Genomic DNA, 22,857 nt, shown 5'->3' on the forward strand with positions numbered 1-22,857 from the left:
AGGCGTTCGCGGCGGCTGCGGAGGTGCCGCACACGTACCGCCGCGATCTGTAGTCGATGCTATGCGGCGGCCGGGCACGGCGGGAGGGCGGACGTCCCCGGTCCGCCCCTGAGCGGACCCCTACGGGACCCGGGTGCGCGTCTCAGCTCTCCGGGGGAGAGAACACCACCATCACGCGCAGGTCCTCGGTCACGTGGTGGAACCTGTGCGGCACTCCGGCGGGCACGTAGACGACGCTGCCCCGGCCGACCAGCGTGGTCTCCTCACCGACCGTGAGCGAGGCCCGGCCGCTGACCACGAAGTAGACCTCGTCCTGCGCGTGCGGCGACTGCGGGTCCGGCTCGCCGCGGTCCAGCGCGTACAGGCCGACCGACATGTTGCGCTCCCGCAGGAACTGCAGGTAGGCGCCGTTGTTCGCGGCCCGTTCCGCCTCCAGCTCGTCCAGCCGGAACGCCTTCATCTGCTCTGCCCCTCTGCCCGTCACTCCCGCGGCGCGCCCGCCTCTGCGACGATCACGTCCATGAAGAACTTCCTGATCACGACGATCGCCAACGCCATCGCCCTCGCGGTGGCGGTCTGGCTGCTGGGCGGCATCACCCTGACCAGCGGCGACACCGGCGGAAAGACCCTGACGCTGATTCTTGTCGCCTTGATCTTCGGGCTGGTGAACCTGGTGGTCAAGCCGATCGCGAATCTGCTGTCGCTGCCGCTGCTGATCCTCACCCTCGGCCTGTTCGCGCTGGTGATCAACGCGTTGATGCTGCTGCTGACGTCCTGGCTCGCCGACAAGCTGGACGTCGGCTTCCACGTGGAGGGCTTCGGCACCGCGCTGCTGGGCGGGTTGATCATCGCCGTCGTCTCCTGGGCCGTGAGCATGGCCCTGCCCGACGACCGCTGACCCCAGACCCCTGACCGGCGACCGCTGACCGGCGCCTTCGCGCACCGCACCACCTGCGCGTCCGGGCCGCCCGTCCGCGCCGCCCGCCTGCCGGGCACCGGGGGTGATCACGCATGATGGACCGCATGCCCGCAGTCGATCCCGCCGCGACACCCCCGGCGTTCCCGGCACCCGAGCCGTCCCGGGAGGCGCCGGGCACCGGACGCCGCACGCCCTACCGGGTGTGCTTCGTGTGCACCGGCAACATCTGCCGCTCGCCGGTGGCCGAGTCCGTCTTCCGGACCCGCGTCGCCGAGGCGGGCCTCGGCGCGCTGGTCGAGGTCGGCAGCGCCGGCACCGGCGGCTGGCACGTCGGCGACCCCGCCGACCCGCGGGCCGCCGCGTCGCTGCGCGCCGCCGGCTACCCGGACGCGCACACCGCCCGCCAGTTCACGGCCGAGTGGTTCGACCGGCTGGACCTCGTGGTCGCGCTGGACCGCGGGCACCTGCGGGCGCTGCGCCGCCTGGCGCCGAGCGCCGCGCACGCGGACCGGGTCCGCCTGCTGCGGTCCTACGACCCGCGGGCCGACGGGGCCGCCGACGTTCCCGACCCCTACTACGGCGGCCCCGAGGGCTTCGGCACCGTGCTGGCCATGGTCGAGGACGCCGTACCCGGACTGCTCGACGCGGTCCGCGAGCAGTTGGAGGAGCCTGACCATGACCGGTGACGGAACCAGGGCCGTACGGGCCGGCCTGCCCGCCCGCGAGCCCTACGAGCCGACGCTGCCCGGGCCGGTGTTCGCCGCCCACTACCACCTGCCGGGCGACCCCGCCGACGCCACCTACACCTACGGCCGGGACGGCAACCCGACCTGGACCGCGCTGGAGAACGCCCTCGCCGAGCTGGAGGACCCGGCCGGCGACGCGTCCGCGGTGTCCTTCGCGTCCGGCATGGCGGCGATCTCCGCGGTGCTGCTGTCGCAGGTGCGCCCCGGGCAGGTCGTGGTGCTGCCGAACGACGGCTACAACCTGCTGACGCCGCTGCGGGAGCGTCTGGAGGGCTTCGGCGCCCGGGTGCGGACGGTGGCCACCGGCAGCCGCGAGCAGGCCGAGGCGGTGCGCGGCGCGGACCTGGTGTGGCTGGAGACCCCTTCCAACCCGGGGCTGGACGTGTGCGACATCCGGGAACTGGCAGACGCCGCGCACCGGGAGGGCGCGCTGGTCGCCGTCGACAACACGCTCGCCACGCCGCTGGGGCAGCGCCCGCTGGAACTGGGCGCGGACCTCTCCGTGGTGAGCGGCACCAAGGCGCTCAGTGGGCACGGGGACGTGCTGCTGGGCTACGTGGCGTGCCGGGACCGGGCACTGGCGGACGGCGTCCGGCACTGGCGCAAGATCGTCGGTGCCATTCCCGGGCCGATGGAGGCGTGGCTCGTGCACCGCAGCCTCGCCACGCTGCACCTGCGGGTGGAGCGGCAGGCCGCCACCGCGCCGCTGGTCGCCGAGGCGCTGCGACGGCGGCCCGAGGTGACCGGGCTGCGCCACCCCGGGCTGCCCGACGACCCGGCGCACCAGGTCGCGGCCGGGCAGATGCGCCGCTTCGGCTGCGTCGTCTCCTTCACGCTGCCCGACCGGGAGCACGCCGAGCGGTTCCTGGCCGCGCTGGACCTGGTGGACGACGCCACCAGCTTCGGCGGGGTCCGCAGCACCGCGGAGCGCCGCGGCCGGTGGGGCGGCGACGACGTGCCGGAGGGGTTCGTGCGGCTGTCGGTGGGCGCGGAGGACGCCGAGGACCTCGTCGCGGACCTCACCCGGGCCCTGGACGTGGCGGCGCGCGGCTAGCCGACCCGGCCCGCGGCAGGCGCCAGCCGCCCCCGGGCGCCCCCGGGCGCCCGGAAGGGTGGTTTGGGGCTCCCCCCTCGTGCCCCAAACCGCCCGCCGGGCACGTGCCGACGGCACGTCACACCAGGCTAGTTGACCGAGCGTCAGTGTCCAATCACGTTATCGACACCGGGGTATCGGTCTGCTTATCGTTGCCATGCCCAGAGTGACGGGCAGAGTGACGGATCTGCGTGGGGCCCGTGCACCGTTGCGGAGGAGAGATGGACCTGGCCCTGCTGCGCACCTTCCTCACCGTGTACCGGGCCGGCTCGTTCACCCGGGCGGCGCAGCTGCTCGGTCTGTCCCAGCCCGCGGTGACGGGCCAGATCCGCTCACTCGAACGCCACCTGGAACGCCCGCTGTTCGTGCGCGGCGCCCGGGGCGTCACTCCGACCACCGTCGGCGAGGAACTCGCTCACAAGGCCGCGCCGCACCTCGACGCGCTGCTGGAGATCACCCAGGTCGACCTGGACGCCGCCTCCCCCACCCGGACGCTGCACCTGACCGGGCCGCCGGAGTTCACCCGGCTGCGGGCCCTGCCCGCGCTCGCCCCGCTCGCCGCGCAGGGCGTCGCGCTGCGGGCGTCGTTCGGCTCGGCGGAGGAGTCGCTGGCCTCGCTCGCGGCGGGCCACCACGACCTGGCCATCACCACGGCCCGGCCGCGCGGCGCGGAGCTGTCCGCGACGGCGCTGTGCGACGAGGAGCACGTCCTGGTCGGCGCCCCGCGCTGGGCGGCCCGGCTGGGCGGTCCGGCCGTGCTGCGCGGGCGCGGCCCGGCCGCGCTCGACGGCGTGCCCGTGGTGTGCGTGCACGAGACGCTGCCGCTGCTCAGCCACTACTGGGCCACCGTCTTCGACGCCGCGCCCGGCCGGTCGGCGTCGATCGTCGTCCCCGACCTGCACGGCGTCCTGGAGTGCGTGGCCGCCGGCGCGGGAGTCGCGGTGCTGCCGCGGTACCTGTGCGGGGACGCCCGGGATGCCGGCCTGGTGGTGACGCTGCTCGACCCGCCGGTGCCGCCGCTGCGCACCTACTTCCTCGCGGTGCGCAGCGGCACGCTGGCCCGGCCGCACCTGTCCCGGGCCCACGAGTGGCTGCTGCGGGCCGCCGCCGACTGGTGACAGCGGCAGCCTCGGGCCGCGATCCGGCAGGTCGCGAGGTTTCGGAGCGCCCGCCGCGCGGCAGGTTCCTGGCATGGCCGATGAACGTCCCGTGGTCAAGCGCACCGCCCGGGCGATCCTGCTGGACGGGGACGACCTGATCCTCATCAAGCGGACCAAGCCCGACCAGGCGCCCTACTGGATCACGCCGGGCGGCGGGGTGGAGCCGGCCGACAAGAGCGTCGTCGCCGCGCTGCACCGCGAGGTCGACGAGGAGCTGGGCGGCACGGTCGCCGACGTGGTGCCCGCGTTCGTCGACACCGTGCCGCACCCCACCGAGCACGAGCCGGACGGTGTGAAGGTGCAGCACTTCTTCGTCTGCCGCCTGAAGTCCATGGACCTCGACCGCCGGCACGGTCCCGAGGTCGAGGAGCCGTGCGGAAGCTACGAGTTCGTCCGGCTGCCCTTCACCCGTGCCGGGGTGACCTCCGTCGAGGTGGTGCCGCCCTCGCTGCGTGCCTACCTGGCGGCCAACATCGAAGGCGTCAGGGCGCTGCTCGCCGACGACCTGGGCTGAGCGGACGGCGGCCCCGGGGACGGCGCACGGCCTCTCGGCTCACCGAACGGCCGCCCGGGTCGGGGCTCGGGGGTCAGGGCAACGGCCCTGGCCCGGTGCACGGTACGGCTCGGCGCACGGTCAGGCTCGGGGTACGGCTCTGGCCGGGTCAGCCGAACCAGCCGTCGAAGGACGCGGCCCCGGCCATCCGGCCGCGCGCCTCCGCCTCCTCGACCACCCGCTGCGCCTCCTGCCGCCAGGCCTCCGGCGACGCCTCCGCCAGGACCGAAAGGCCCGGAACCGCCCGGCCCGGAACTGCGACGGCGGGCTCGGGCGCGGGCGCGGCCACGCCGCCGTCCGGCGCCGGGCCGAAGAGGCCCACGTCGGACGGCCGCGGGCCGCCCGTAGCGGACGCCACCCCTGCGGACGGCACCCCTTCGGACGCCGCCCCGCCCGTGGGCGCGGGGGACGCCGGGGCCGTCGGACGGGCGCGGGTGGGGACCACGGCACGCGGCCGGGACGGCGCGGCACCGACCGGCGCGGCACCGGCGGACGAGGGGGCGACGGACGAGGGGGCGGCCGACGGGTGGTCGTTGCGGTGCTCGCGGGCGGCGCGGTCGCGGGCCGCGCCGAAGAAGTCGCCGCCCTTGCGCTTGTAGTCGTCCGTGCCCCACTCCCGGGCAGGCCGCTTGGGCGCGTACTGCAGGTGCGGGATGTGCTTGGCGCAGTGGATGTACGCCTCCTCCACCGTCACCCGCACCCACAGTTCGGGGCGGCGGCCGGGCACCGGGTCGTCGGGCAGGTGCGGGTGCTCGGCGCGGATCTCGGCGTCCTCCACGATCTCGGCCCGCCCGTTGACGTGCAGGCCGATGCGGGCCCGGACGAAGTCGACCATCAGGATGCCCAGCCGCGGGTTCTCCTGGATGTTGCCCAGGCTGGCGTGCACGCCGTTGCCGCGGTACTCCGGGTAGGCGAGGGTGTACTCGTCCAGCACCTGGAGGAAGCCGGGCGGACCGGCCCGGAAACTGCTGTCGCACTCGCCGTCGCCGTCCGCGGTCGCGAGGAAGAACATCTCCTGGCGCTCGACGAACTCCCGCATGCGCGCGTTGAGATGGTCGAGCATCTGCTCGTCGTAGAACCGGTCCGCGCGTCCGGTGGACCCCAGTCGCTCCTGCACCGCGTGCTCCCCGGCGCTGCCCGGCCGGGTGCCGCGTCCGTGCTCTTCCACTCCTGCCACGTGTCAGTCTCCCGCCGCGACCAGTTCGTCCAGCGAATCGTGCCGTATGCGTGCCTTGGGTATGCCCGCGCCCCGCAGCGCGTCCACCCCGCTGCGGATCATGCCCGGAGGGCCGGAGACGTACCCGTCGTAGGCGCTCCACCCGCCGCTCTGGCGGACGGCGTCGGGCAGCTGCCCGGTCAGGCCGGCCGCCCGGATCGGGCAGCCGTCGGCCACCACGGGACGCACCGACAGCCAGGGGTGCCGCTCGCCGAGCCGCAACATCGTCTCCAGGTCGTAGAGGTCGTGGTCGCTGCGGGCGCCGTAGAACACCTCGACCGGGCGCGGCCTGCCGTGCTCGGCGACGTCCTCCACGAGCGCCTTGATCGGCGCGATGCCGGTGCCGCCGCCCAGACAGACCAGTCCGTTGTCGGTCCGGTGGTCCACGGTCATCGCGCCGCCGGGCGGGCCGAGCCGCAGCACGTCACCGGGCTTGGTCCGGTTGACCAGCGCACCCGACACCCAGCCTGCGGGCACCGCCTTGACGTGGAAGGTGAGCAGCCCGTCGGCGCGCGGCGCACCCGCGAAGGAGTAGTGCCGCCACACCCGCGGCCACCACGGCGTCTCCAGCGAGGCGTACTGGCCCGCGAGAAAGGGGTAGGGCTGGTCGGGTCGGACGGTGACGACGGCGATGTCACGGGTGCGCAGCTCGTGCGCGACGACCTCGGCGTGCCACCAGGCCGGCGCGCGCTGCTCGTCCGCCGCGGCGGCGTCGATCATGATCTGGGAGATGGCGGTGTACGCCCGCACCCAGGCGGCTTCGGCCTGCGGCGACCAGCTGCCCGGCGCGTAGCGGGTGAGCGCGGCGATGAGGCACTGGCCGACGGCCGGGTAGTGCTCGGGGCGGGTGCCGTACTTGCGGTGCCCGCGGCCCAGTCCGGAGAGGTACTCGGTCAGCGTCGCGGCGTCGTCGACGTGCTGCGCGGCGGTGAGCAGCGCCTTGAACAGGCGGTCGCGCTGGGTGTCCATCGCGGCCGGGAAGAGTTCGCGCAGCTGCGGGTTCTCCACGAACAGCAGCGCGTAGAAGTAGGCGGTGACCTCGTCCGCGATCGGCTCGACCTCGGCCATCGTGCGGCGGATCAGCACGGCGTCACCAGACGGCCGGCCCGCGGCGGGCTGCGGCCCGGGGTCCCCGGCCGGAGGGGCAGCGGGACCCGGAGGCCTGGAGGCGGTGGGGGACGCGGCGGTCTGCGGGTGGTGCCCGGGGGTGCCTTCGGGGCCGGTCTGCGCGGCGGTGTCGCGCTGGGCCGGAGGGTCCGCCGCGAACCAGCCCCAGTCACCACTGCTGCCGGTGTCCCCGCCGGGTATGCCGTTCTGGGCCGACGTGGTGGTCATGTCTGCCTCGCCTTGTACGTCTTCTGGTCGGTCTGTGCACTTCCGGAGTCGGAAAGTGGCCGTGAATTCCCCATCTCTCTCGCTGTGCCTCCACCTTGCGTTCCATCGGCGGGGACGGCTCTCCAGCAGGGCGGCGCCACGGCCGCCAGGACGATGCGGAGTAGACCATACCGTTACCCCATGCCCGCACAAGCCTCAATCGACAAGCCCGGGAATTCCGGCACATTGTGTGCTGGGGACGGAAATTACCCCCGGTAGCGCCGGGCGCGGTGCGGGCTCCGCCGGCAGGGACCTCCGGCGGAGCCCGCACCACGCCTGGTGTCCGCATGCTCCGCCGCCAAACCCCAGCCGTGCGTTCCGGCCCCTCCCAACCCGACGACCCCAGCCGTCCCGGTGGTTCCCTCACCTCCGTGACGGTGGCCGCCGGGCCGCCTCTCATCAGCCCCACACCTGGCAGGCACATGGCAGGCATAGAGTGCCGGCATGAGCGACCTCACCATCCGGCCCGCCACCGCGGGCGACCTGCCCGCCCTCGTCGCCATGCTGGCCGACGACCCTCTCGGCGCGACCCGCGAGTCCCCGCAGGACCTCACTCCCTACCGGGAGGCGTTCGACCGGATCAGCGCCGACCCCCAGCAGCACCTGGTGATCGCCGAACGCGACGGACGGCCCGCGGGCACCCTGCAACTGACCGTGGTGCCCGGCCTGTCCCGGCAGGGCGCCGACCGGGCCCTCGTCGAGGCCGTCCGCGTGCACGTGGACCAGCGCGGAACCGGCCTCGGCACCGAGCTGCTGACCTGGGCCGTCGCCGAAGCCCGCCGCCAGGGATGTGCGCTGGTCCAGCTCACCACCGACGCCACCCGGCTGGACGCCCACCGCTTCTACGAGCGGCTCGGCTTCGAGGCCTCGCACCTGGGCTTCAAGATGCTGCTCTGACCGCTCCCGTGCCGAGAGCGCCCGTCACCAGCCCTCGGTACCGCCCGGGACCGCCGCGTCCGGGTCGTAGGGCTGCCGGGTGAACACGAAGGTGCCCAGGTCCAGATGGTCGACGGTGCCGTCCGGACGCCGCACGGCACGCAGCGGCTCCCCCGCGAAGTAGCCGTCCAGGCCCTTCCAGCCCCCGCCCGGCACCGGCTCGAACCGCGAACCCAGCCGCCCGCCGGCCATCGGCGACAGCTCCACCCGACCGCCGCCGCGCAGCCGCAGCAGGTACGGCGCCGCGCCCCAGTACCAGGGCCCGGTGAGCGCCAGCAGCGCGGTGTCGACCCCGTCGAGCGGCTGCCACGGGCCGGGCAGCCGCGGCTCCCGCTCGGCGACCTCCGCCATCAGCCCGGTGGCGAGCGCCGCCACCGGCATGCCGCTGGTGACGTTCGCCAGCGCCACCGCGCCCAGGCCCGCCTCGACGTCCAGCCACAGGGCCGCCACGAAGCCGGGCATGGACCCGCCGTGCCCGGCCAGCATCCGGCCGTCGTGGTGCTGCACCTGCAGGCCCAGCCCGTACGACCCGTTCCAGTCGGCGGGCTCCGGCGCCACCGCGGGTGCGCGCATCTCCGCGAGGCTCGCCGTGCCCAGCACCCGCTCGTCACCGGCCGCCAGGAAGGCGGCGAAGCGCGACAGGTCGCCGGCCGTGGACCACAGCTCCCCCGCAGGCGCCATCAGCCCCGTCTGCACCACCCGCTCCCGCTGCACCACGTCCGCCCACGGGTGGACCGCCCAGCCCTCCGCGTGCGGGGCCGACGGCTGCGGCGCGGTGCGGGACATGCCCAGCGGCTCCAGCACCTCCGCGTGCAGCACCTCGTGCCACGGCCGGCCGCGCAGCCGCTCCACCAGTGCGCCCAGCAGCGCGTACCCGGGGTTGGAGTAGTGGAAGCGGCGGCCCGCCGGGTGCGGTTGCGGCTCGTCCCCGAAGAGGTCGGCCGGTTCGGGCCGCAACTCGCCCGGGGTCCGCTCCCACCACGGCCCGCGCGCCTCGGCGGCCAGCCCGGAGGAATGGCTCAGCAGCTGCGCGATCGTCGCGTCGCCGCCCTGCGGGGTCGGCAGGTGGGTGCCGAGGCGGTCGCCGAGGTCCAGCAGGCCCTCGTCGCGCAGCCGCAGCACCAGGACCGCAACGAAGGTCTTGGTGATCGAGCCGATGCGGAACTGGGTGTCAGCGGTGGCGGGTTCGCCGTCCACCGCGCCCCGGCTGCCGAACCACACCCGTCGCCCGTCCCGCACGACGGCCGCCACCGCGGCGGGCGCCCGGCCCTCGTACTGCGCGACGGCCAGGCGGTGCAGCAGCGCCCGCCGGGTGCCGTCGAGCAGCGCCGGCTCCGCGGCGGTGGAGGGGTCGGGGTCGGGGTCGGGGGCGTGCGCAGGTGCGGTCATGGTCAATTCCTACGTCGCCGCGGCAGGTCACGCCACCTGTTCCGGTCCGGCGCGTCCCGGACGCGTGTACGGCGACGGCGTGTACGGCGACGGCCCGGCGGCCGGGACCTGGTGGGGTCCCGGCCGCCGGGCCGTCGATGGTGCGGTGTCGATGGTGCGGTACCGCGTGCCGGGGCAGCTACTCGTTGGCCTCGCCCCGGCCGCCGAACAGGCCGCCTCCGCCGGTGTTGCCGCCGCCGGTCTGGTTGCCGCCGGTGGTCTGACCGGTGTCCGTGCCGCCGGTCTGCCCGTCGGTGGTACCGGCGTCCTGGCCCTCCGCCTCACCGCCGGTCTGACCGTCCGAACCGCCGTTCTGCTGACCCTGGTTCTGGCCACCGGTGTTGTTGCAGGTGACGTCCCAGAACTCGCAACTGGGCTCCTCCGACGGCTCGGTGCTGGGGGAGGGCGACGGGGTCTCCTTCGGCTCCTCCGGCTCCTCGGTCTCCTCCGGCTCCTCGGCCGTCTCCGACGGTGTCGGCGTCGGGCTGGGGATGGCGTCGGAGTTGACGAGGTTGCTGATCGGCTGGGCCTTCGGGAACGCCTTCGCCGGCTCGCCCTTGAGCGCCGCCTTCATGTACGTCGTCCACACCTCGGTGGGCAGCTTGCCACCGGCGATCGACGGGAAGCCGCCGACGCCGCGCATGGACTTCAGTTCCTTGCTTTCCGGGTCGGTGCGGAACATCGTCACCGAGGTCGACAGCTGCGGCGTGTACCCCACCCACCAGGCGGACTTGTTGCCGTCGGTGGTACCGGTCTTGCCCGCAGCCGGCCGGCCCAGGGACCGCGCACCCGCGCCGGTTCCCTCCTCGCCGGTGATGACGCCCTCCAGGACCTCTGTCACGTTGTTCGCGACGTTCGGGTCGATGGCCGTCTTGCGCTTGGGCTTCTCGAAACCGGGCGTGTCGTTGCCCTTCAGCACCACGCGGGTGACGGCGAACGGCTCGGCCTGGCTGCCGGAGGCGGCGAACGTCGCGTAGGCGTCGGCCATCCGGATCGCGCTCGGCGTCGAGGTGCCCAGGGCGAAGGAGGGGTTGAGGTTCCCGTCCATGCTCTCCTCCTTGATGCCCACCTCCCTCGCCGTGTCGCGGACCTTCTCCATGCCGACGTCCATGCCCAGCTGCACGAACGGGGTGTTGGCCGAGACCTCCATCGCCTTGCGCAGCGTGATGGGGCCCCAGTCCTTGTCGTTCATGTTGACCTGCCGGAAGACCTCGTCCTTGTCGTCGAGGAACTCCGAGCCGTCCTGGTTCTTGATCGCGATCTTGTTGTCGCCGTCGTACTTGCTGTCCGGCGAGATGCCCTGGCCGCTGCTCTTGTGGGTGCCGTGCTCCATCGCCGCGGCCAGCACGAACGGCTTCCACACCGAACCCACCGGCACACCGAAGGTGTTGGCGTTGTTGGTGTAGTGGCCCTTGTCGAAGCCCTCACCGCCGTACAGCGCCACGATCTTCCCGGTGCCCGGCTCCACGGAGGCGGCGCCGAACTGGACGAAGTTGTCCACCTCGCGCTCGTCCGGCTTGAGGTTCGCCTCGCGGACCTTGTTGACCGACTTCTCCATCTGCTCGACCTTCTTGCGGTCGAACGTGGTGTGGATCTGGTAGCCGCCCCGGTCGAGCTGCTTCCGCTCGATGCTGGTCTTGCGCAGGACCTCGGCCTTGGCGACGGCCATCAGGTAACCCACCTGGCCCGTCTTGCTGTTCTGGTCCCGGCGCTCGATCGGCTCGGGGAACTTGCGGTACTTGTCCCGCTCCGACTGCTCCATCAGGCCGAGTTCGGCCTGACGGTCCAGCACCCAGGCCCAGCGCTTCTCCGCCCGGGCCCGGTTCTGCTGCGGCGAGCTGTTCGGGCCCTCACCACCGGCCGGGTCGTAGAGGTCGGCGCCCTTGAGCACCGTGGTGAGCAGCGCGCTCTCGTCCGGCTTCAGTTCCTTGGCGTCCTTGCCGTAGTACGCCTGCGCCGCCGCCTGGATCCCGTAGGCACCCCGCCCGTAGTAGCTGGTGTTGAGGTACCCCTGCATGATCTTTTCCTTCTTCATCGTCGATCCGACCTTGATCGAGATGAAGAGTTCCTTCGCCTTGCGGGTGACCGTCTGGTCCTGGGACAGGTAGTTGTTCTTGACGAACTGCTGGGTGATCGTCGAACCGCCCTGCGTGTCCTGCCCCCTGGCCATGTTCACCACCGCGCGCGCGATACCGCGCGGGTCCACTCCGGAGTCCTCGCGGAAGGTGGCGTTCTCAGCGGCGATCACCGCGTCCTGCATGGAGCTGGGGATGTTGCTGATGTCGACGTTCTGACGGTTCGTCTGCCCGTCCCGTGCCATCACCGTGCTGTCGGACCAGTAGTAGACGTTGTTCTGCGCCTTGGCCGCGTCGTTCTCGTTGGGAGGTTCCACCAGCGCGAGGGCCACGCCCGTCAGGCCGACCAGCAGGCCCAGTCCGGTCACGCACAGCGCGGCGATCTGCCTCCAGGAGGGCAGCCAGCGGCGCGCGCCCTCCTTGGTGGAACGCGGGTAGTCGATGAAGCGCTTCTTCGGCGGGTCCTCTGACCGGCGACCCCGGCCGGCCCGCGACGCCTCACCCGCGGCGGACTCGCTTGCGGTGGCCGCGCGGCGGCTGCCGCGCTGGGCGCGCCGGGCCTCGGCACGGCCCCCGGCGGGTCCCGCCGCGGGGGCGCCGTAGGAGCTGGTGGTGGCGCCGCTGGGCGGCGCCACGCGTCGGCCGGCCGCCGGCGGCTGCGACGCGCGACGGCCGCGCGACGGCGGCTGCTTTCGACGGTGCTCGCTCATGGGAACAGCTACTCCTCGGTCAGGCACCCACGCCTGAAGGCGGCAGTGTACTTCCGGTCCCCCGACATGCGCCCCGTTTCCACGTTCGGGCGCACTGCATCCAAGACCAGGACGCGCACACGCGTCACATGGTTCCCGGTGGTTTTCTGCACAAGCGACAGAGTACGCAGCCTGGAAACATGCCTTGTCGGGCATAGGGCAGTAAACGGGCAACTCGGCAGTACGAGATCGCAGATGTGAGCCCGTTCACTTTGGCCGCCCTTGCCGCATGCGACACTCCGTTCTATCGTCTGGATGTATCGAGTCGATACATCAGCACGGCATATCGGGGCGGACTGGCGGAAGCCGGCCGCGGACGGAGAGGAGTGACGGGAGTCGTGAGCAGACGTTCCGGCATTCTCGAGTTCGCCGTTCTCGGCCTGCTCCGCGAAGCCCCGATGCACGGCTACGAACTGCGGAAGCGGCTCAACACCTCACTCGGGGTGTTCCGCGCCTTCAGTTACGGCTCGCTCTACCCCTGCCTCAAGACCCTGGTCCAGCAGGGGTGGATCGCCGAGGAAGCGGGCGGCCCCGACGAGGACTCGGCGGTGGCGCCGCTGTCCGGAAGGCGCGCGAAGATCGTCTACCGGCTCACGGCCGAGGGCAAGGAGCACTTCGAGGAGCTGCTCGCCCAGACCGGCCCGGAGTCCTGGGAGGACGAGCACTTCGGTGTGCGGTTCGCCTTCTTCGGCCAGACCTCACGGGACGTGCGGATGCGGGTGCTCGAAGGGCGCCGCAGCCGGCTGGAGGAACGTCTCGACAAGATGCGAGCGGCTCTGACCCGTACTCGTGAGCGACTGGACGACTACACCCTCGAACTGCAGCGACACGGCATGGAGTCCGTGGAGCGGGAAGTCCGCTGGCTCAACGAGCTCATCGAGAGCGAGCGGGCAGGACGCGACCGACGCGACGCGCCGGAGGGGCAGCGCCCCGCCGACCACGCGTCGGATCCACGTCAGTCAGAAGATCAGGGCGGTACGCCCCGGCATCGGGGTGCCACCCGGCCGGATCCGTCCGATGACACCACCTAAGGGGCCCGCGCTGTGCGGAGCCTCAACGAGAACACACAGGGAGCAACCGGAATGGGTTCGGTTCGCGTAGCCATCGTCGGCGTGGGCAACTGCGCCGCCTCGCTGGTTCAGGGCGTCGAGTACTACAAGGACGCCGACCCGGACAGCCGGGTCCCGGGTCTGATGCACGTGCGGTTCGGCGAGTACCACGTCTCGGACATCGAGTTCGTGGCCGCCTTCGACGTGGACGCCAAGAAGGTCGGCCTCGACCTGGTGGACGCCATCGGCGCCAGCGAGAACAACACCATCAAGATCTGCGACGTCCCCTCCACCGGGGTGAAGGTCCAGCGGGGCCACACCTACGACGGTCTGGGCAAGTACTACCGCGAGACCATCGAGGAATCGGCCGACGCGCCGGTCGACATGGTCAAGGCGCTGAAGGACGCCCAGGCCGACGTCCTCATCTGCTACCTGCCGGTCGGGTCGCAGACGGCCGTCGAGTTCTACGCCCAGGTCGCCATCGACGCCAAGGTGGCGTTCGTCAACGCCCTGCCGGTCTTCATCGCCGGCACCAAGGCGTGGGCCGACAAGTTTACCGAGGCCGGCGTGCCGATCGTCGGTGACGACATCAAGTCCCAGGTGGGCGCCACCATCACGCACCGCGTGATGGCCAAGCTCTTCGAGGACCGCGGTGTGGTCCTGGACCGCACGATGCAGCTGAACGTCGGCGGCAACATGGACTTCAAGAACATGCTGGAGCGGGAGCGGCTGGAGTCCAAGAAGATCTCCAAGACGCAGGCCGTCACCTCGCAGATCCCCGACCGGGACATGGGCGCGGACAACGTGCACATCGGCCCCTCGGACTACGTGGCCTGGCTGGACGACCGCAAGTGGGCCTACGTGCGCCTGGAGGGTCGTGCCTTCGGCGACGTGCCGCTGAACCTGGAGTACAAGCTCGAGGTCTGGGACTCCCCCAACTCGGCCGGTGTCATCATCGACGCGCTGCGCGCGGCGAAGATCGCCAAGGACCGGGGCATCGGCGGCCCGATCCTCTCGGCGTCCTCGTACTTCATGAAGTCGCCCCCGGTCCAGTACTTCGACGACCAGGCCCGGGAGAACGTCGAGAAGTTCATCCGCGGCGAGGTGGACCACTGAGGTCCCACCCGCGCGCCTAGCGACCTGCGGGTTCCGGTAGGCGCGAGCCCCGGGGCCTGCTGAGTGCGACGCGCTTCGGCACCACGCGAAGAGGGTCATGTTTCACGTGAAACATGACCCTCTTCGCGTGCCCTCGGCCCGCCGGCCTCAGCGGCCTCAGCGGCCTCAGCGGCCTCAGCGGTCGATCATGCGGTCCACGGAGGTGGTGGTGTGCCGCAGGTGCGCGACCAGTTCGTCGCCCACCTGGGGCTCGGGCGCGTCGTCCGGCACGAACAGGATCGACACCTGCATGTGCGGCGGCTCGGCGAACCAGCGCTGCTTGCCGGCCCAGACGAACGGCGAGAGGTTGCGGTTGACGGTCGCCAGCCCCGCGCGGGCCACGCCCTTGGCCCGGGAGGTCATGCCGTGCAGCGCCTTCGGCGCCTCCAGGCCGACGCCGTGCGAGGTGCCGCCGGCCACCACGGCCAGCCACCCGTCACCGGCGACCTTCTGCTGCCGGTAGCCGAACCGGTCGCCCTTCACCACCCGTGTCACGTCCAGCACCGCGCCCCGGTACTCGGTCGCGGTGTGGTCGCCGAGCCACAACTGCGTGCCGATGCGGGCCCGGAACCGGGTCTGCGGGAACTGCTGCTGCAGCAGGGCGAACTCGTCGGCCTTCAGATGGCTGACGAACATGGTCTCCAGCGGCAGCCGGGCGGCACGCAGCCGGTCCATCCAGCCGATGACCTCGTCGACCGCGTCCGAACCGTCCGCCCGGTCCAGCGGCAGGTGGATCGCGAAGCCCTCCAGCCGGACGTCGTCGATCGCCGCGTGCAGCTTGCCGAGGTCCTCCTCCGAGACACCGTGGCGCTTCATGCTGCTCATGACCTCGATGACCACCCGGGCCCCGACCAGCGCGCCGACGCCGTCCACCGAGGAGACCGAGCGGATCACCCGGTCCGGCAGCGGCACCGGCTCCTCACCGCGCCGGAACGGGGTGAGCACCAGCAGGTCACCGCTGAAGTGGTCCTTCATACGGGCAGCCTCGTAGGTGGTGCCGACCGCCACGATGTCCGAACCGAAGCGGGTGATCTCCTCGGAGAGCCGCTCGTGGCCGAAGCCGTATCCGTTGCCCTTGCAGACCGGGACGATGCCCGGGAACTGCTCGATCACCGACTGCTGGTGCGCCCGCCAGCGCGCGGTGTCGACGTAGAGGGTGAGCGCCATGGCCGGTTGGGAACCTTCCTCGTGGTGGAATCTGGGCTGAACTGCGGGGGCGGCAGCGACACGCCGTCGGAATAAGACGCGGCGGATCACGGTCAACGGCGGGACATGTAGATGTCGAGTGCCTTGTGCAGCAGCTTGTTGAGCGGGAAGTCCCACTCGCCGATGTACTCGGCCGCCTCGCCTCCGGTGCCCACCTTGAACTGGATGAGTCCGAAGAGGTGGTCGGTGTCGTCCAGGGAGTCCGAGATGCCGCGCAGGTCGTAGACGCTCGCGCCGAGCGCGTACGCGTCCTGCAGCATGCGCCACTGCATCGCGTTGGAGGGCCGAACCTCACGCTTGTGGTTGGCGGAGGCACCGTAGGAGTACCAGACGTGACCGCCGACGATCAGCATGGTGGCCGCCGCGACGACCTCCCCCTCGTGCCGGGCGAAGTACAGCCGCATGCGGTTGGGGTCCTCGTTGTTGAGCGAGGTCCACATCCGCTGGAAGTAGGACAGCGGGCGGGGCCGGAACCGGTCGCGCTCGGCAGTCACCTCGTACAGCTTCTGCCACTCCTCCAGGTCGTCGTAGCCGGCCTGCACGACCTCGACCCCGGCCTTCTCGGCCTTCTTGATGTTGCGGCGCCACAGCTGGTTGAAGCCCTTGTGGACCTCGTCCAGCGAGCGGCCCTCCAGCGGGACCTGGAAGACGAAGCGCGGCTGCACGTCGCCGAAGCCGGCGCCGCCGTCCTCGCCCTGCTGCCAGCCCATCCGGCGGAGGCGGTCGGACACCTCGAACGCGCGGGGCTCGATGAAGGAGGCCTCCACGTCCCGCAGCCGCTTGACGTCCGGGTCCTGGATGCCCTTCTTGATCGCCGCGGCGTTCCAGCGCCGGATCACCACCGGCGGGCCCATCTTCACGGAGAAGGCACCCTGCGCCTTCAGGTGCGCCAGCATCGGGCGCAGCCACTCCTCCAGGTTCGGGGCGTGCCAGTTGATGACCGGCCCCTCGGGCAGGTAGGCGAGGTAGCGCTTCACCTTCGGCAGCTGGCGGTACAGGACCAGGCCGGCGCCCACCAGCTCCCCGGTGGCGTCCTCGAACCAGCCGAGGTTCTCCGCCCGCCACTCCGCCTTCACGTCCGCCCATGCAGGCACCTGGCAGTGGCTGGCCGAGGGCTGGCTCTGGATGAACGCCAGATGTTGCTCTCGGCTGATGGTCCTCAGGGTAAGGCTCATGCGGGGCGCTCCTCCGGCGTACTTCGCAGGGTCTTCGCGAAGCCTACTGGGCCGGAAGGCCGCCCCTGTGGCCGTACCTGTCCCGCCCCCGCCCTGCGGCGGACACCGCCCCTCCGCCTACCACCACCGGGCAGGACCCGGCGGGACGCGGGGCGGTACACCGGGCGGACGCCCGGGAGGTCGCCGGGAGGTCGCCGGGAGGTCGCCGGGAGGCGGAGCCGAGTCAGCCGAGTCAGCCGAGGATGCCTCCGAACGGTCCTCCGTTGGCCACCCCCAGGTAGAAACCGAAGGCCGAGGCGCCCAGACCGACGATCAGCAGGAAGCGCTCACCCGTGGTGGCGGAGACCATCTGGCCCCACAGCCCGACCGCGATGCCCGCCAGGCCGGCCCAGGAGGCCAGCAGGTGCAGGCCGGGGAAGAAGCACGTGGTGAAGGCGATCGCGCCCAGGAGCAGCGTCGCGGTCGTCAGACCGTTCTCGACCGGATGCGCCCTGCCGTCGGAGTTGAGGAACGCGAAGAGACCTGCCTGCCGCACTGTCTGTGCCATGGGGCACCTCCTGTCGGAAGGCGGCGCACTGGTGGCGCCGCTCACACCCGATGTGTCCAGATTGCGGCGGTCACCGACCGGATTTCAAGTGGAGGGCCCGGTCCGGGTAGTCTGTACGGTCTGCACCGGTGTCTGCCCTGCTCCCGACGGCGATCGCTCGCCTGGATCGTCGGATGTCAGTGGTCGCGGATACCGTTGCTCACGCATCACAACCCTCCTGCCACGGAACGACCGTGGCCGCTGAGTCCGAAGGAGGTGGGTTCCACATGCGTCACTACGAGGTCATGGTGATCCTCGACCCCGATGTCGAGGAGCGCGCTGTTTCCCCGATGATCGAGAACTTCCTCTCCGTCGTCCGCGAGGGCGCCGGAAAGGTCGAGAAGGTCGACACCTGGGGTCGCCGTCGTCTCTCCTACGAGATCAACAAGAAGCCCGAGGGGATCTACTCGGTCATCGACCTGCAGGCCGAGCCTGCGGTCGTCAAGGAGCTCGACCGGCAGATGAACCTGAACGAGTCGGTCCTCCGGACCAAGGTCCTCCGTCCTTCCACCCACTGAGCTGACGCTCGGTAGCGAAGGACTCGAGTAGCAGCACCACGCAGCACTAGCACCCCCGCCGAGAGGTTCATCCATGGCAGGCGAGACCGTCATCACGGTCGTCGGCAATCTGGTCGACGACCCCGAGCTGCGCTTCACCCCTTCCGGTGCGGCGGTCGCGAAGTTCCGTGTCGCGTCCACCCCCCGCACCTTCGACCGGCAGACCAATGAGTGGAAGGACGGCGAGAGCCTGTTCCTGACCTGCTCGGTCTGGCGGCAGGCGGCGGAGAACGTCGCCGAGTCCCTCACCAGGGGCACGAGGGTCATCGTGCAGGGCCGGCTCAAGCAGCGGTCCTACGAGGACCGCGAAGGCGTCAAGCGCACGGTCTACGAGCTGGATGTCGACGAGGTCGGGGCCAGCCTCCGCAACGCGACCGCCAAGGTCACCAAGACATCCGGTCGTGGTGGTCAGGGCGGCGGCGGCAACTGGGGCGGCGGCTCCGGTGGCGGCCAGCAGGGCGGCGGCGGCGCTCCCGCCGGCGACCCCTGGGCGACCGGCGCACCTGCCGGCGGCCAGCAGGGCGGTGGCGGCGGTGGCTGGGGCGGAAGCTCCGGCGGCTCCGCCGGTTCCGGCGGCGGCTACTCGGACGAGCCGCCCTTCTAGGGCGCTCAGCACACACTTCTTGAACTCACTGGAGAGAGACAATGGCGAAGCCGCCTGCTCGCAAGCCTAAGAAGAAGGTTTGCGTGTTCTGCAAGGAGAAGATCTCCTACGTCGACTACAAGGACACGAACCTGCTGCGGAAGTTCATTTCCGACCGCGGCAAGATCCGTGCCCGCCGGGTCACCGGCAACTGCACCCAGCACCAGCGTGACGTCGCCACGGCCGTGAAGAACAGCCGCGAGATGGCACTGCTGCCCTACACGTCGACCGCTCGATAAGGAAGGGTGACCGAATCATGAAGATCATCCTTACCAACGAGGTCTCCGGCCTCGGTATCGCCGGCGACGTCGTCGAGGTCCGCGACGGTTACGCTCGCAACTACCTGCTCCCCCGCGGTGTCGCCATCAGGTGGACCAAGGGCGGAGAGAAGGACGTCGAGCAGATCCGTCGCGGTCGCAAGATCCGCGAGATCGCCACGATCGAGCAGGCCAACAGCATCAAGGGCCAGCTCGAGGGCACGCAGGTGCGCCTGAAGGTCCGTGCCGGTGACGGCGGCCGCCTGTTCGGCTCCGTGACCCCCGCCGACATCGCCGGTGCGGTGAAGACGGCCGGCGGTCCCGAGCTCGACAAGCGCCGCATCGAGCTGCGCACGCCGATCAAGTCGCTCGGCGCGCACGAGGTCTCCGTCCGGCTGCACCCCGAGGTCGTCGCCAAGGTCGGCGTCGAGGTCCAGCCCGCGTAAGGCATCACCCGCTCGTCCGTGAGGGCCGCCACCCCAGCCCGGAGTGGCGGCCCTCACGCCGTGCACAGCCACGCCCAGCCGCGGGTCAGGCCCGGACGGCGCCGGTGACGAGCCAGTGCCCGGAGCGGACCCGCCACCACAGGGTCACCATGCGGGTCGCCATCATCAGGCCGGCGATGGTCCACCACAGCGCGGCCAGGCCGCCGCCGAGAGCGGGCACCGCGAGCGCGGCGGGTGCGAAGACCACCAGCACGGCGAGCATCGCCCAGGCCAGGTAGCGTCCGTCCCCCGCGCCCATCAGCACCCCGTCCAGGACGAAGACCACCCCGGCGACCGGCTGAGTCACGGCCACCACCAGCAGCGCGGTGAACAGCCGTTCCTGCACGGCCGGATCGCCGGTGAACAGCGGCAGGAGCAACGGCCGGGCCGCCAGCAGCGCCACGCCGAGCACCAGCCCGGCGACGGCACCCCACTGGACCATGCGACGGCACACCGCCCGCGCGCCCGCCTCGTCTCCGGCGCCCAGGTAGCGGCCGATGATGGCCTGCCCGGCGATCGCCAGGGCGTCCAGGGCGAACGCCAGCAGCGTCCACAGCGTGAGGGTGATCTGGTGGGCGGCGATCTCCGCGTCGCCGAGTCGTGCGGCGACCGCGGTGGCGATCAGCAGAACGGCCCGCAGCGACAGCGTGCGGACCAGCAGCGGCGCGCCGGCCTGCGCGCAGGCGCGGATGCCCGCCGCGTCCGGGCGCAGCACCGCGCCGTGCCGGCGCGCCCCGCGCACCACCACGACCAGGTAGACGGCGGCCATGCCGAACTGGGCGATCACCGTGCCGAGCGCCGACCCGGCGATGCCCAGCCCGGCGCCGTAGACGAGCACGACGTTGAGGAGCACGTTGGCGGTGAAGCCGGCGATGGCCACGTACAGCGGCGTCCTGGTGTTCTGCAGGCCCCGCAGCACTCCGGTGGCGGCCAGCACCATCAGCATGGCCGGCATGCCGAACGCGCTGATGCGCAGGTAGGTCACCGCGTGCGGAGCGGCGGTCGCGGAGGCCCCGAAGGCGTCCACCAGCGCCGGGGCCACCGGCACCACCACCGCCAGCACGAGCAGTCCCAGGAGCAGTGCCAGCCAGATGCCGTCCATGCCCTGCCGGATGGCACCGGGCAGGTCGCCGGCCCCCACCCGGCGTGCCACCGCGGCCGTGGTGGCGTAGGCGAGGAAGACGAAGACGTTGACCCCGGTGGTCAGCAGCGCCGCCGCCACGCCCAGCCCGGCGAGCTGCGGGGTGCCGAGGTGGCCGACGATGGCGCTGTCCGCCAGCAGGAACAGCGGCTCGGCGACGAGCGCGCCGAAGGCGGGCACGGCGAGGGCGAGGATCTCGCGGTCGTGCCTGCGCGCCGGGGGCCGACGGGGGGAGACGGGTACCTGGGCCATGGGCCGATACAAACATCCACAGGTAAGAATCGCAACCACCATGTGACCATTACGTGCAGCCCGGTGGCCCGTCTGCGGCGATCCACTTTGCCGAGAACTTGCCCGCAGTCCCGAAGTTTTTCTCCTGCACAGCCGGTGGACGAGAAAACGCCAGTTCAGGGCAGGCGTGGGCGCAACCTTCCGGTCTTCTCCACAGCGCTGTCCCCCGACTCGTGCACAGGATCCGGCGGGTTCTCCACAGGATGTGGCCAGTCACCCACAGGGACCTGTGGATAACCAGATTGGCTGATGCCGCCGGGGGCCATACCGTGGTCCGGCGCCCACCCCCCGTTTTCCCGCCCTTCGCTGCGGACTCGACGCGCCGTAACCGGGGAGGGCGCGTGATTTGTCAGAGCCGTGCCGTAAGAAAGAGGGCACTGCGACACGGTACGTGAGGAGGCGGCGGGGGTGACTCAGCCCGAGCATCTGGAGGACCCCTGGGCCGCGGAGGTCGCCGACCCCGGCGGCCGGCTCCCCGTGTCCCGGCAGCGCCGCGGCGACCACGGCGGCGAGCAGCACGAGCGCGGCAGCGACGGCTTCGCCGGCAACGCCTTCGAGCGGGTGCCGCCGCAGGACCTCGACGCCGAGCAGTCGGTGCTGGGCGGCATGCTGCTGTCCAAGGACGCCATCGCCGACGTGGTGGAGGTGCTCCAGGGCCAGGACTTCTACCGGCCGGCCCACGAGACCATCTACCAGGCGATCCTCGACCTCTACGCCAAGGGCGAGCCCGCCGACCCGATCACCGTGTCCGCCGAGCTGACCAGGCGCGGCGAGATCAGCAAGGTCGGCGGCAACGGCTACCTGCACTCGCTGGTCCAGACCGTCCCCACCGCCGCCAACGCCGAGTACTACGCCGAGATCGTGCACGAGCGCGCCGTGCTGCGGCGCCTCGTAGAGGCCGGCACCCGCATCACCCAGATGGGCTACGCGGCGGACGGTGACGTCGACGAGATCGTCAACTCGGCACAGGCGGAGATCTACGCCGTCACCGAGCAGCGCACCTCCGAGGACTACCTGCCGCTCGGCGACATCATGGAGGGCGCACTCGACGAGATCGAGGCCATCGGCTCCCGCAGCGGCCAGATGTCCGGCGTGCCCACCGGCTTCACCGACCTGGACTCGCTTACGAACGGCCTGCACCCCGGCCAGATGATCGTCATCGCGGCCCGGCCCGCAATGGGAAAGTCCACCCTGGCGCTGGACTTCGCGCGGGCCTGCTCGATCCGCCACAAGATGCCCAGCGTCATCTTCTCCCTGGAGATGGGCCGCAACGAGATCGCCATGCGCCTGCTCTCCGCCGAGGCGCGCGTCGCCCTGCACCACATGCGCTCCGGAAGCATGACGGACGAGGACTGGAACCGGCTCGCCCGCCAGATGCCGCAGGTCACCGAGGCCCCGCTGTACATCGACGACTCCCCGAACCTCTCCATGATGGAGATCCGGGCGAAGTGCCGCCGGCTGAAGCAGCGCGCCGACCTCAAGCTCGTGGTGATCGACTACCTCCAGCTGATGCAGTCCGGCGGCTCCCGGCGCCCGGAGTCCCGCCAGCAGGAGGTCTCGGACATGTCCCGGAACCTCAAGCTGCTCGCGAAGGAACTCGAAGTCCCGGTGATCGCGCTGTCCCAGCTGAACCGTGGCCCCGAGCAGCGCACCGACAAGAAGCCGATGGTGTCGGACCTGCGAGAGTCCGGATCCATCGAGCAGGACGCGGACATGGTGATCCTGCTGCACCGCGAGGACGCCTACGAGAAGGAGTCCCCGCGCGCCGGCGAGGCCGACCTGATGGTCGCCAAGCACCGCAACGGCCCCACCGCGACCATCACCGTAGCCTTCCAGGGCCACTACTCCCGCTTCGTCGACATGGCCCAGACCTGAGCGGGCTGTGTAGGGTCTCAAATCCAGCTTCATAATCTCAGCGCCCGCTGCATATGGATGGCATTTATGCAGCCATCATGAGACTCGCAGCTCGGATCGTTCACTCTTCTGGGTGGCGTAAGGGGCGACCTCTCCATGCGGGGAGCGAACGCTGACACCTTGGCTACACGGGCAGTCACTCGTGGGCT

General features: G+C 71.5%; 22 protein-coding genes. 13 read left to right on the plus strand and 9 right to left on the minus strand.

Going from position 1 to position 22,857, the window contains the following annotated elements:
• Positions 1–142 precede the first annotated feature (142 nt).
• Positions 143–460: a cupin domain-containing protein gene (locus QNO07_RS16615; protein WP_283992805.1), complete on the minus strand. Its 318-nt coding sequence runs from the start codon at positions 458–460 to the stop codon at positions 143–145.
• A 60-nt stretch (positions 461–520) separates the two neighbouring features.
• Here QNO07_RS16615 and QNO07_RS16620 point away from each other — a divergent pair, with 60 nt between their 5' ends.
• The 5 genes from QNO07_RS16620 to QNO07_RS16640 all read left to right on the plus strand — a co-directional run bounded on the left by QNO07_RS16620 (position 521) and on the right by QNO07_RS16640 (position 4,432).
• On the plus strand, positions 521–898 hold the full coding sequence (locus tag QNO07_RS16620) for a phage holin family protein (RefSeq protein WP_283992806.1): 378 nt from the start codon (positions 521–523) through the stop codon (positions 896–898).
• Between the two features lie 125 nt (positions 899–1,023).
• Positions 1,024–1,605: a low molecular weight protein-tyrosine-phosphatase gene (locus QNO07_RS16625; protein ID WP_283992807.1), complete on the plus strand. Its 582-nt coding sequence runs from the start codon at positions 1,024–1,026 to the stop codon at positions 1,603–1,605.
• The gene (locus QNO07_RS16630; protein ID WP_283992808.1) at positions 1,595–2,719 is read left to right on the plus strand and encodes a cystathionine gamma-lyase; all 1,125 of its coding nucleotides are present in this window, start codon (positions 1,595–1,597) and stop codon (positions 2,717–2,719) included. The genes QNO07_RS16625 and QNO07_RS16630 overlap by 11 nt, the downstream gene beginning before the upstream one ends.
• Positions 2,720–2,979: 260 nt before the next feature.
• Positions 2,980–3,876 (plus strand): LysR family transcriptional regulator, encoded by an 897-nt coding sequence (locus QNO07_RS16635; protein ID WP_283992810.1) that lies wholly within the window; start codon positions 2,980–2,982, stop codon positions 3,874–3,876.
• Between the two features lie 73 nt (positions 3,877–3,949).
• The gene (locus tag QNO07_RS16640) at positions 3,950–4,432 is read left to right on the plus strand and encodes an NUDIX domain-containing protein (RefSeq protein WP_283992812.1); all 483 of its coding nucleotides are present in this window, start codon (positions 3,950–3,952) and stop codon (positions 4,430–4,432) included.
• A 148-nt stretch (positions 4,433–4,580) separates the two neighbouring features.
• Here QNO07_RS16640 and QNO07_RS16645 read toward each other — a convergent pair whose 3' ends face one another.
• Positions 4,581–5,648, minus strand: a complete 1,068-nt coding sequence (locus QNO07_RS16645) for a pyridoxamine 5'-phosphate oxidase family protein (RefSeq protein ID WP_349636841.1) — start codon at positions 5,646–5,648, stop codon at positions 4,581–4,583.
• A 3-nt stretch (positions 5,649–5,651) separates the two neighbouring features.
• Positions 5,652–7,022: a globin domain-containing protein gene (locus QNO07_RS16650; protein ID WP_283992813.1), complete on the minus strand. Its 1,371-nt coding sequence runs from the start codon at positions 7,020–7,022 to the stop codon at positions 5,652–5,654.
• 483 nt (positions 7,023–7,505) lie between these two features.
• On the opposite strand from QNO07_RS16650, the gene QNO07_RS16655 reads away from it, so the two are divergent.
• On the plus strand, positions 7,506–7,958 hold the full coding sequence (locus tag QNO07_RS16655; protein ID WP_283992814.1) for a GNAT family N-acetyltransferase: 453 nt from the start codon (positions 7,506–7,508) through the stop codon (positions 7,956–7,958).
• Positions 7,959–7,982: 24 nt separating this feature from the next.
• Here QNO07_RS16655 and QNO07_RS16660 read toward each other — a convergent pair whose 3' ends face one another.
• Together QNO07_RS16660 and QNO07_RS16665 are read right to left on the minus strand one after the other, a co-directional pair.
• Positions 7,983–9,386, minus strand: coding sequence for a serine hydrolase domain-containing protein (locus QNO07_RS16660; RefSeq protein ID WP_283992815.1), 1,404 nt, complete (start codon positions 9,384–9,386; stop codon positions 7,983–7,985).
• A gap of 178 nt (positions 9,387–9,564) precedes the next feature.
• Complete coding sequence (locus QNO07_RS16665; protein ID WP_283992816.1) at positions 9,565–12,210, minus strand: transglycosylase domain-containing protein; 2,646 nt, start codon at positions 12,208–12,210, stop codon at positions 9,565–9,567.
• 377 nt (positions 12,211–12,587) lie between these two features.
• Here QNO07_RS16665 and QNO07_RS16670 point away from each other — a divergent pair, with 377 nt between their 5' ends.
• Positions 12,588–13,280, plus strand: coding sequence for a PadR family transcriptional regulator (locus QNO07_RS16670; protein WP_283992818.1), 693 nt, complete (start codon positions 12,588–12,590; stop codon positions 13,278–13,280).
• Between the two features lie 51 nt (positions 13,281–13,331).
• Positions 13,332–14,414 carry an inositol-3-phosphate synthase gene (locus tag QNO07_RS16675; RefSeq protein WP_283992819.1) on the plus strand — a complete coding sequence of 361 codons (1,083 nt, stop codon included), beginning with the start codon at positions 13,332–13,334 and terminating at the stop codon, positions 14,412–14,414.
• A 174-nt stretch (positions 14,415–14,588) separates the two neighbouring features.
• Here the strand turns inward: QNO07_RS16675 and QNO07_RS16680 are convergent, their stop codons facing one another.
• The 3 genes from QNO07_RS16680 to QNO07_RS16690 form a co-directional block, all read right to left on the minus strand.
• Positions 14,589–15,620 (minus strand): alanine racemase, encoded by a 1,032-nt coding sequence (locus tag QNO07_RS16680; protein ID WP_283992820.1) that lies wholly within the window; start codon positions 15,618–15,620, stop codon positions 14,589–14,591.
• Positions 15,621–15,712: 92 nt separating this feature from the next.
• Positions 15,713–16,834, minus strand: a complete 1,122-nt coding sequence (locus QNO07_RS16685) for a lipid II:glycine glycyltransferase FemX (protein WP_283992821.1) — start codon at positions 16,832–16,834, stop codon at positions 15,713–15,715.
• 232 nt (positions 16,835–17,066) lie between these two features.
• Positions 17,067–17,381, minus strand: a complete 315-nt coding sequence (locus QNO07_RS16690; protein WP_283992822.1) for a hypothetical protein — start codon at positions 17,379–17,381, stop codon at positions 17,067–17,069.
• Positions 17,382–17,647: 266 nt separating this feature from the next.
• Between QNO07_RS16690 and rpsF the strand changes: the two genes are divergently transcribed.
• The 4 genes from rpsF (at position 17,648) to rplI (ending at position 19,323) form a co-directional block, all read left to right on the plus strand.
• Positions 17,648–17,938, plus strand: a complete 291-nt coding sequence (gene rpsF, locus QNO07_RS16695) for a 30S ribosomal protein S6 (protein WP_283992823.1) — start codon at positions 17,648–17,650, stop codon at positions 17,936–17,938.
• 73 nt (positions 17,939–18,011) lie between these two features.
• Positions 18,012–18,581, plus strand: coding sequence for a single-stranded DNA-binding protein (locus QNO07_RS16700; protein ID WP_283992824.1), 570 nt, complete (start codon positions 18,012–18,014; stop codon positions 18,579–18,581).
• A 41-nt stretch (positions 18,582–18,622) separates the two neighbouring features.
• A complete protein-coding gene (rpsR, locus tag QNO07_RS16705) occupies positions 18,623–18,859 on the plus strand; it encodes a 30S ribosomal protein S18 (protein WP_003978893.1) in 237 nt (78 codons plus the stop codon).
• 17 nt (positions 18,860–18,876) lie between these two features.
• The gene (gene rplI / locus QNO07_RS16710; protein ID WP_283992835.1) at positions 18,877–19,323 is read left to right on the plus strand and encodes a 50S ribosomal protein L9; all 447 of its coding nucleotides are present in this window, start codon (positions 18,877–18,879) and stop codon (positions 19,321–19,323) included.
• Positions 19,324–19,408: 85 nt separating this feature from the next.
• On the opposite strand, the gene QNO07_RS16715 is transcribed toward rplI, so the two are convergent.
• Entirely contained in the window at positions 19,409–20,755 is a 1,347-nt protein-coding gene (locus QNO07_RS16715) for an MATE family efflux transporter (RefSeq protein ID WP_283992837.1), read from the minus strand.
• A 447-nt stretch (positions 20,756–21,202) separates the two neighbouring features.
• Here QNO07_RS16715 and dnaB point away from each other — a divergent pair, with 447 nt between their 5' ends.
• Positions 21,203–22,669, plus strand: coding sequence for a replicative DNA helicase (gene dnaB, locus QNO07_RS16720; protein ID WP_283992838.1), 1,467 nt, complete (start codon positions 21,203–21,205; stop codon positions 22,667–22,669).
• Positions 22,670–22,857 lie beyond the last annotated feature (188 nt).

This window comes from Streptomyces sp. 549 (assembly GCF_030124175.1).
Classification (GTDB): Bacteria; Actinomycetota; Actinomycetes; order Streptomycetales; family Streptomycetaceae; genus Streptomyces.

Excerpts from the sequence above, each read along its gene's own strand:
- QNO07_RS16615 (WP_283992805.1), bottom strand. The coding sequence starts at position 460 with ATGAAGGCGTTCCGGCTGGACGAGCTGGAGGCGGAACGGGCCGCGAAC.
- QNO07_RS16620 (WP_283992806.1), top strand. The coding sequence starts at position 521 with ATGAAGAACTTCCTGATCACGACGATCGCCAACGCCATCGCCCTCGCG.
- QNO07_RS16625 (WP_283992807.1), top strand. The coding sequence starts at position 1,024 with ATGCCCGCAGTCGATCCCGCCGCGACACCCCCGGCGTTCCCGGCACCC.
- QNO07_RS16630 (WP_283992808.1), top strand. The coding sequence starts at position 1,595 with ATGACCGGTGACGGAACCAGGGCCGTACGGGCCGGCCTGCCCGCCCGC.
- QNO07_RS16635 (WP_283992810.1), top strand. The coding sequence starts at position 2,980 with ATGGACCTGGCCCTGCTGCGCACCTTCCTCACCGTGTACCGGGCCGGC.
- QNO07_RS16640 (WP_283992812.1), top strand. The coding sequence starts at position 3,950 with ATGGCCGATGAACGTCCCGTGGTCAAGCGCACCGCCCGGGCGATCCTG.
- QNO07_RS16650 (WP_283992813.1), bottom strand. The coding sequence starts at position 7,022 with ATGACCACCACGTCGGCCCAGAACGGCATACCCGGCGGGGACACCGGC.
- QNO07_RS16655 (WP_283992814.1), top strand. The coding sequence starts at position 7,506 with ATGAGCGACCTCACCATCCGGCCCGCCACCGCGGGCGACCTGCCCGCC.
- QNO07_RS16660 (WP_283992815.1), bottom strand. The coding sequence starts at position 9,386 with ATGACCGCACCTGCGCACGCCCCCGACCCCGACCCCGACCCCTCCACC.
- QNO07_RS16665 (WP_283992816.1), bottom strand. The coding sequence starts at position 12,210 with ATGAGCGAGCACCGTCGAAAGCAGCCGCCGTCGCGCGGCCGTCGCGCG.
- QNO07_RS16675 (WP_283992819.1), top strand. The coding sequence starts at position 13,332 with ATGGGTTCGGTTCGCGTAGCCATCGTCGGCGTGGGCAACTGCGCCGCC.
- QNO07_RS16680 (WP_283992820.1), bottom strand. The coding sequence starts at position 15,620 with ATGGCGCTCACCCTCTACGTCGACACCGCGCGCTGGCGGGCGCACCAG.
- QNO07_RS16685 (WP_283992821.1), bottom strand. The coding sequence starts at position 16,834 with ATGAGCCTTACCCTGAGGACCATCAGCCGAGAGCAACATCTGGCGTTC.
- QNO07_RS16690 (WP_283992822.1), bottom strand. The coding sequence starts at position 17,381 with ATGGCACAGACAGTGCGGCAGGCAGGTCTCTTCGCGTTCCTCAACTCC.
- rpsF (WP_283992823.1), top strand. The coding sequence starts at position 17,648 with ATGCGTCACTACGAGGTCATGGTGATCCTCGACCCCGATGTCGAGGAG.
- QNO07_RS16700 (WP_283992824.1), top strand. The coding sequence starts at position 18,012 with ATGGCAGGCGAGACCGTCATCACGGTCGTCGGCAATCTGGTCGACGAC.
- rpsR (WP_003978893.1), top strand. The coding sequence starts at position 18,623 with ATGGCGAAGCCGCCTGCTCGCAAGCCTAAGAAGAAGGTTTGCGTGTTC.
- rplI (WP_283992835.1), top strand. The coding sequence starts at position 18,877 with ATGAAGATCATCCTTACCAACGAGGTCTCCGGCCTCGGTATCGCCGGC.
- QNO07_RS16715 (WP_283992837.1), bottom strand. The coding sequence starts at position 20,755 with ATGGCCCAGGTACCCGTCTCCCCCCGTCGGCCCCCGGCGCGCAGGCAC.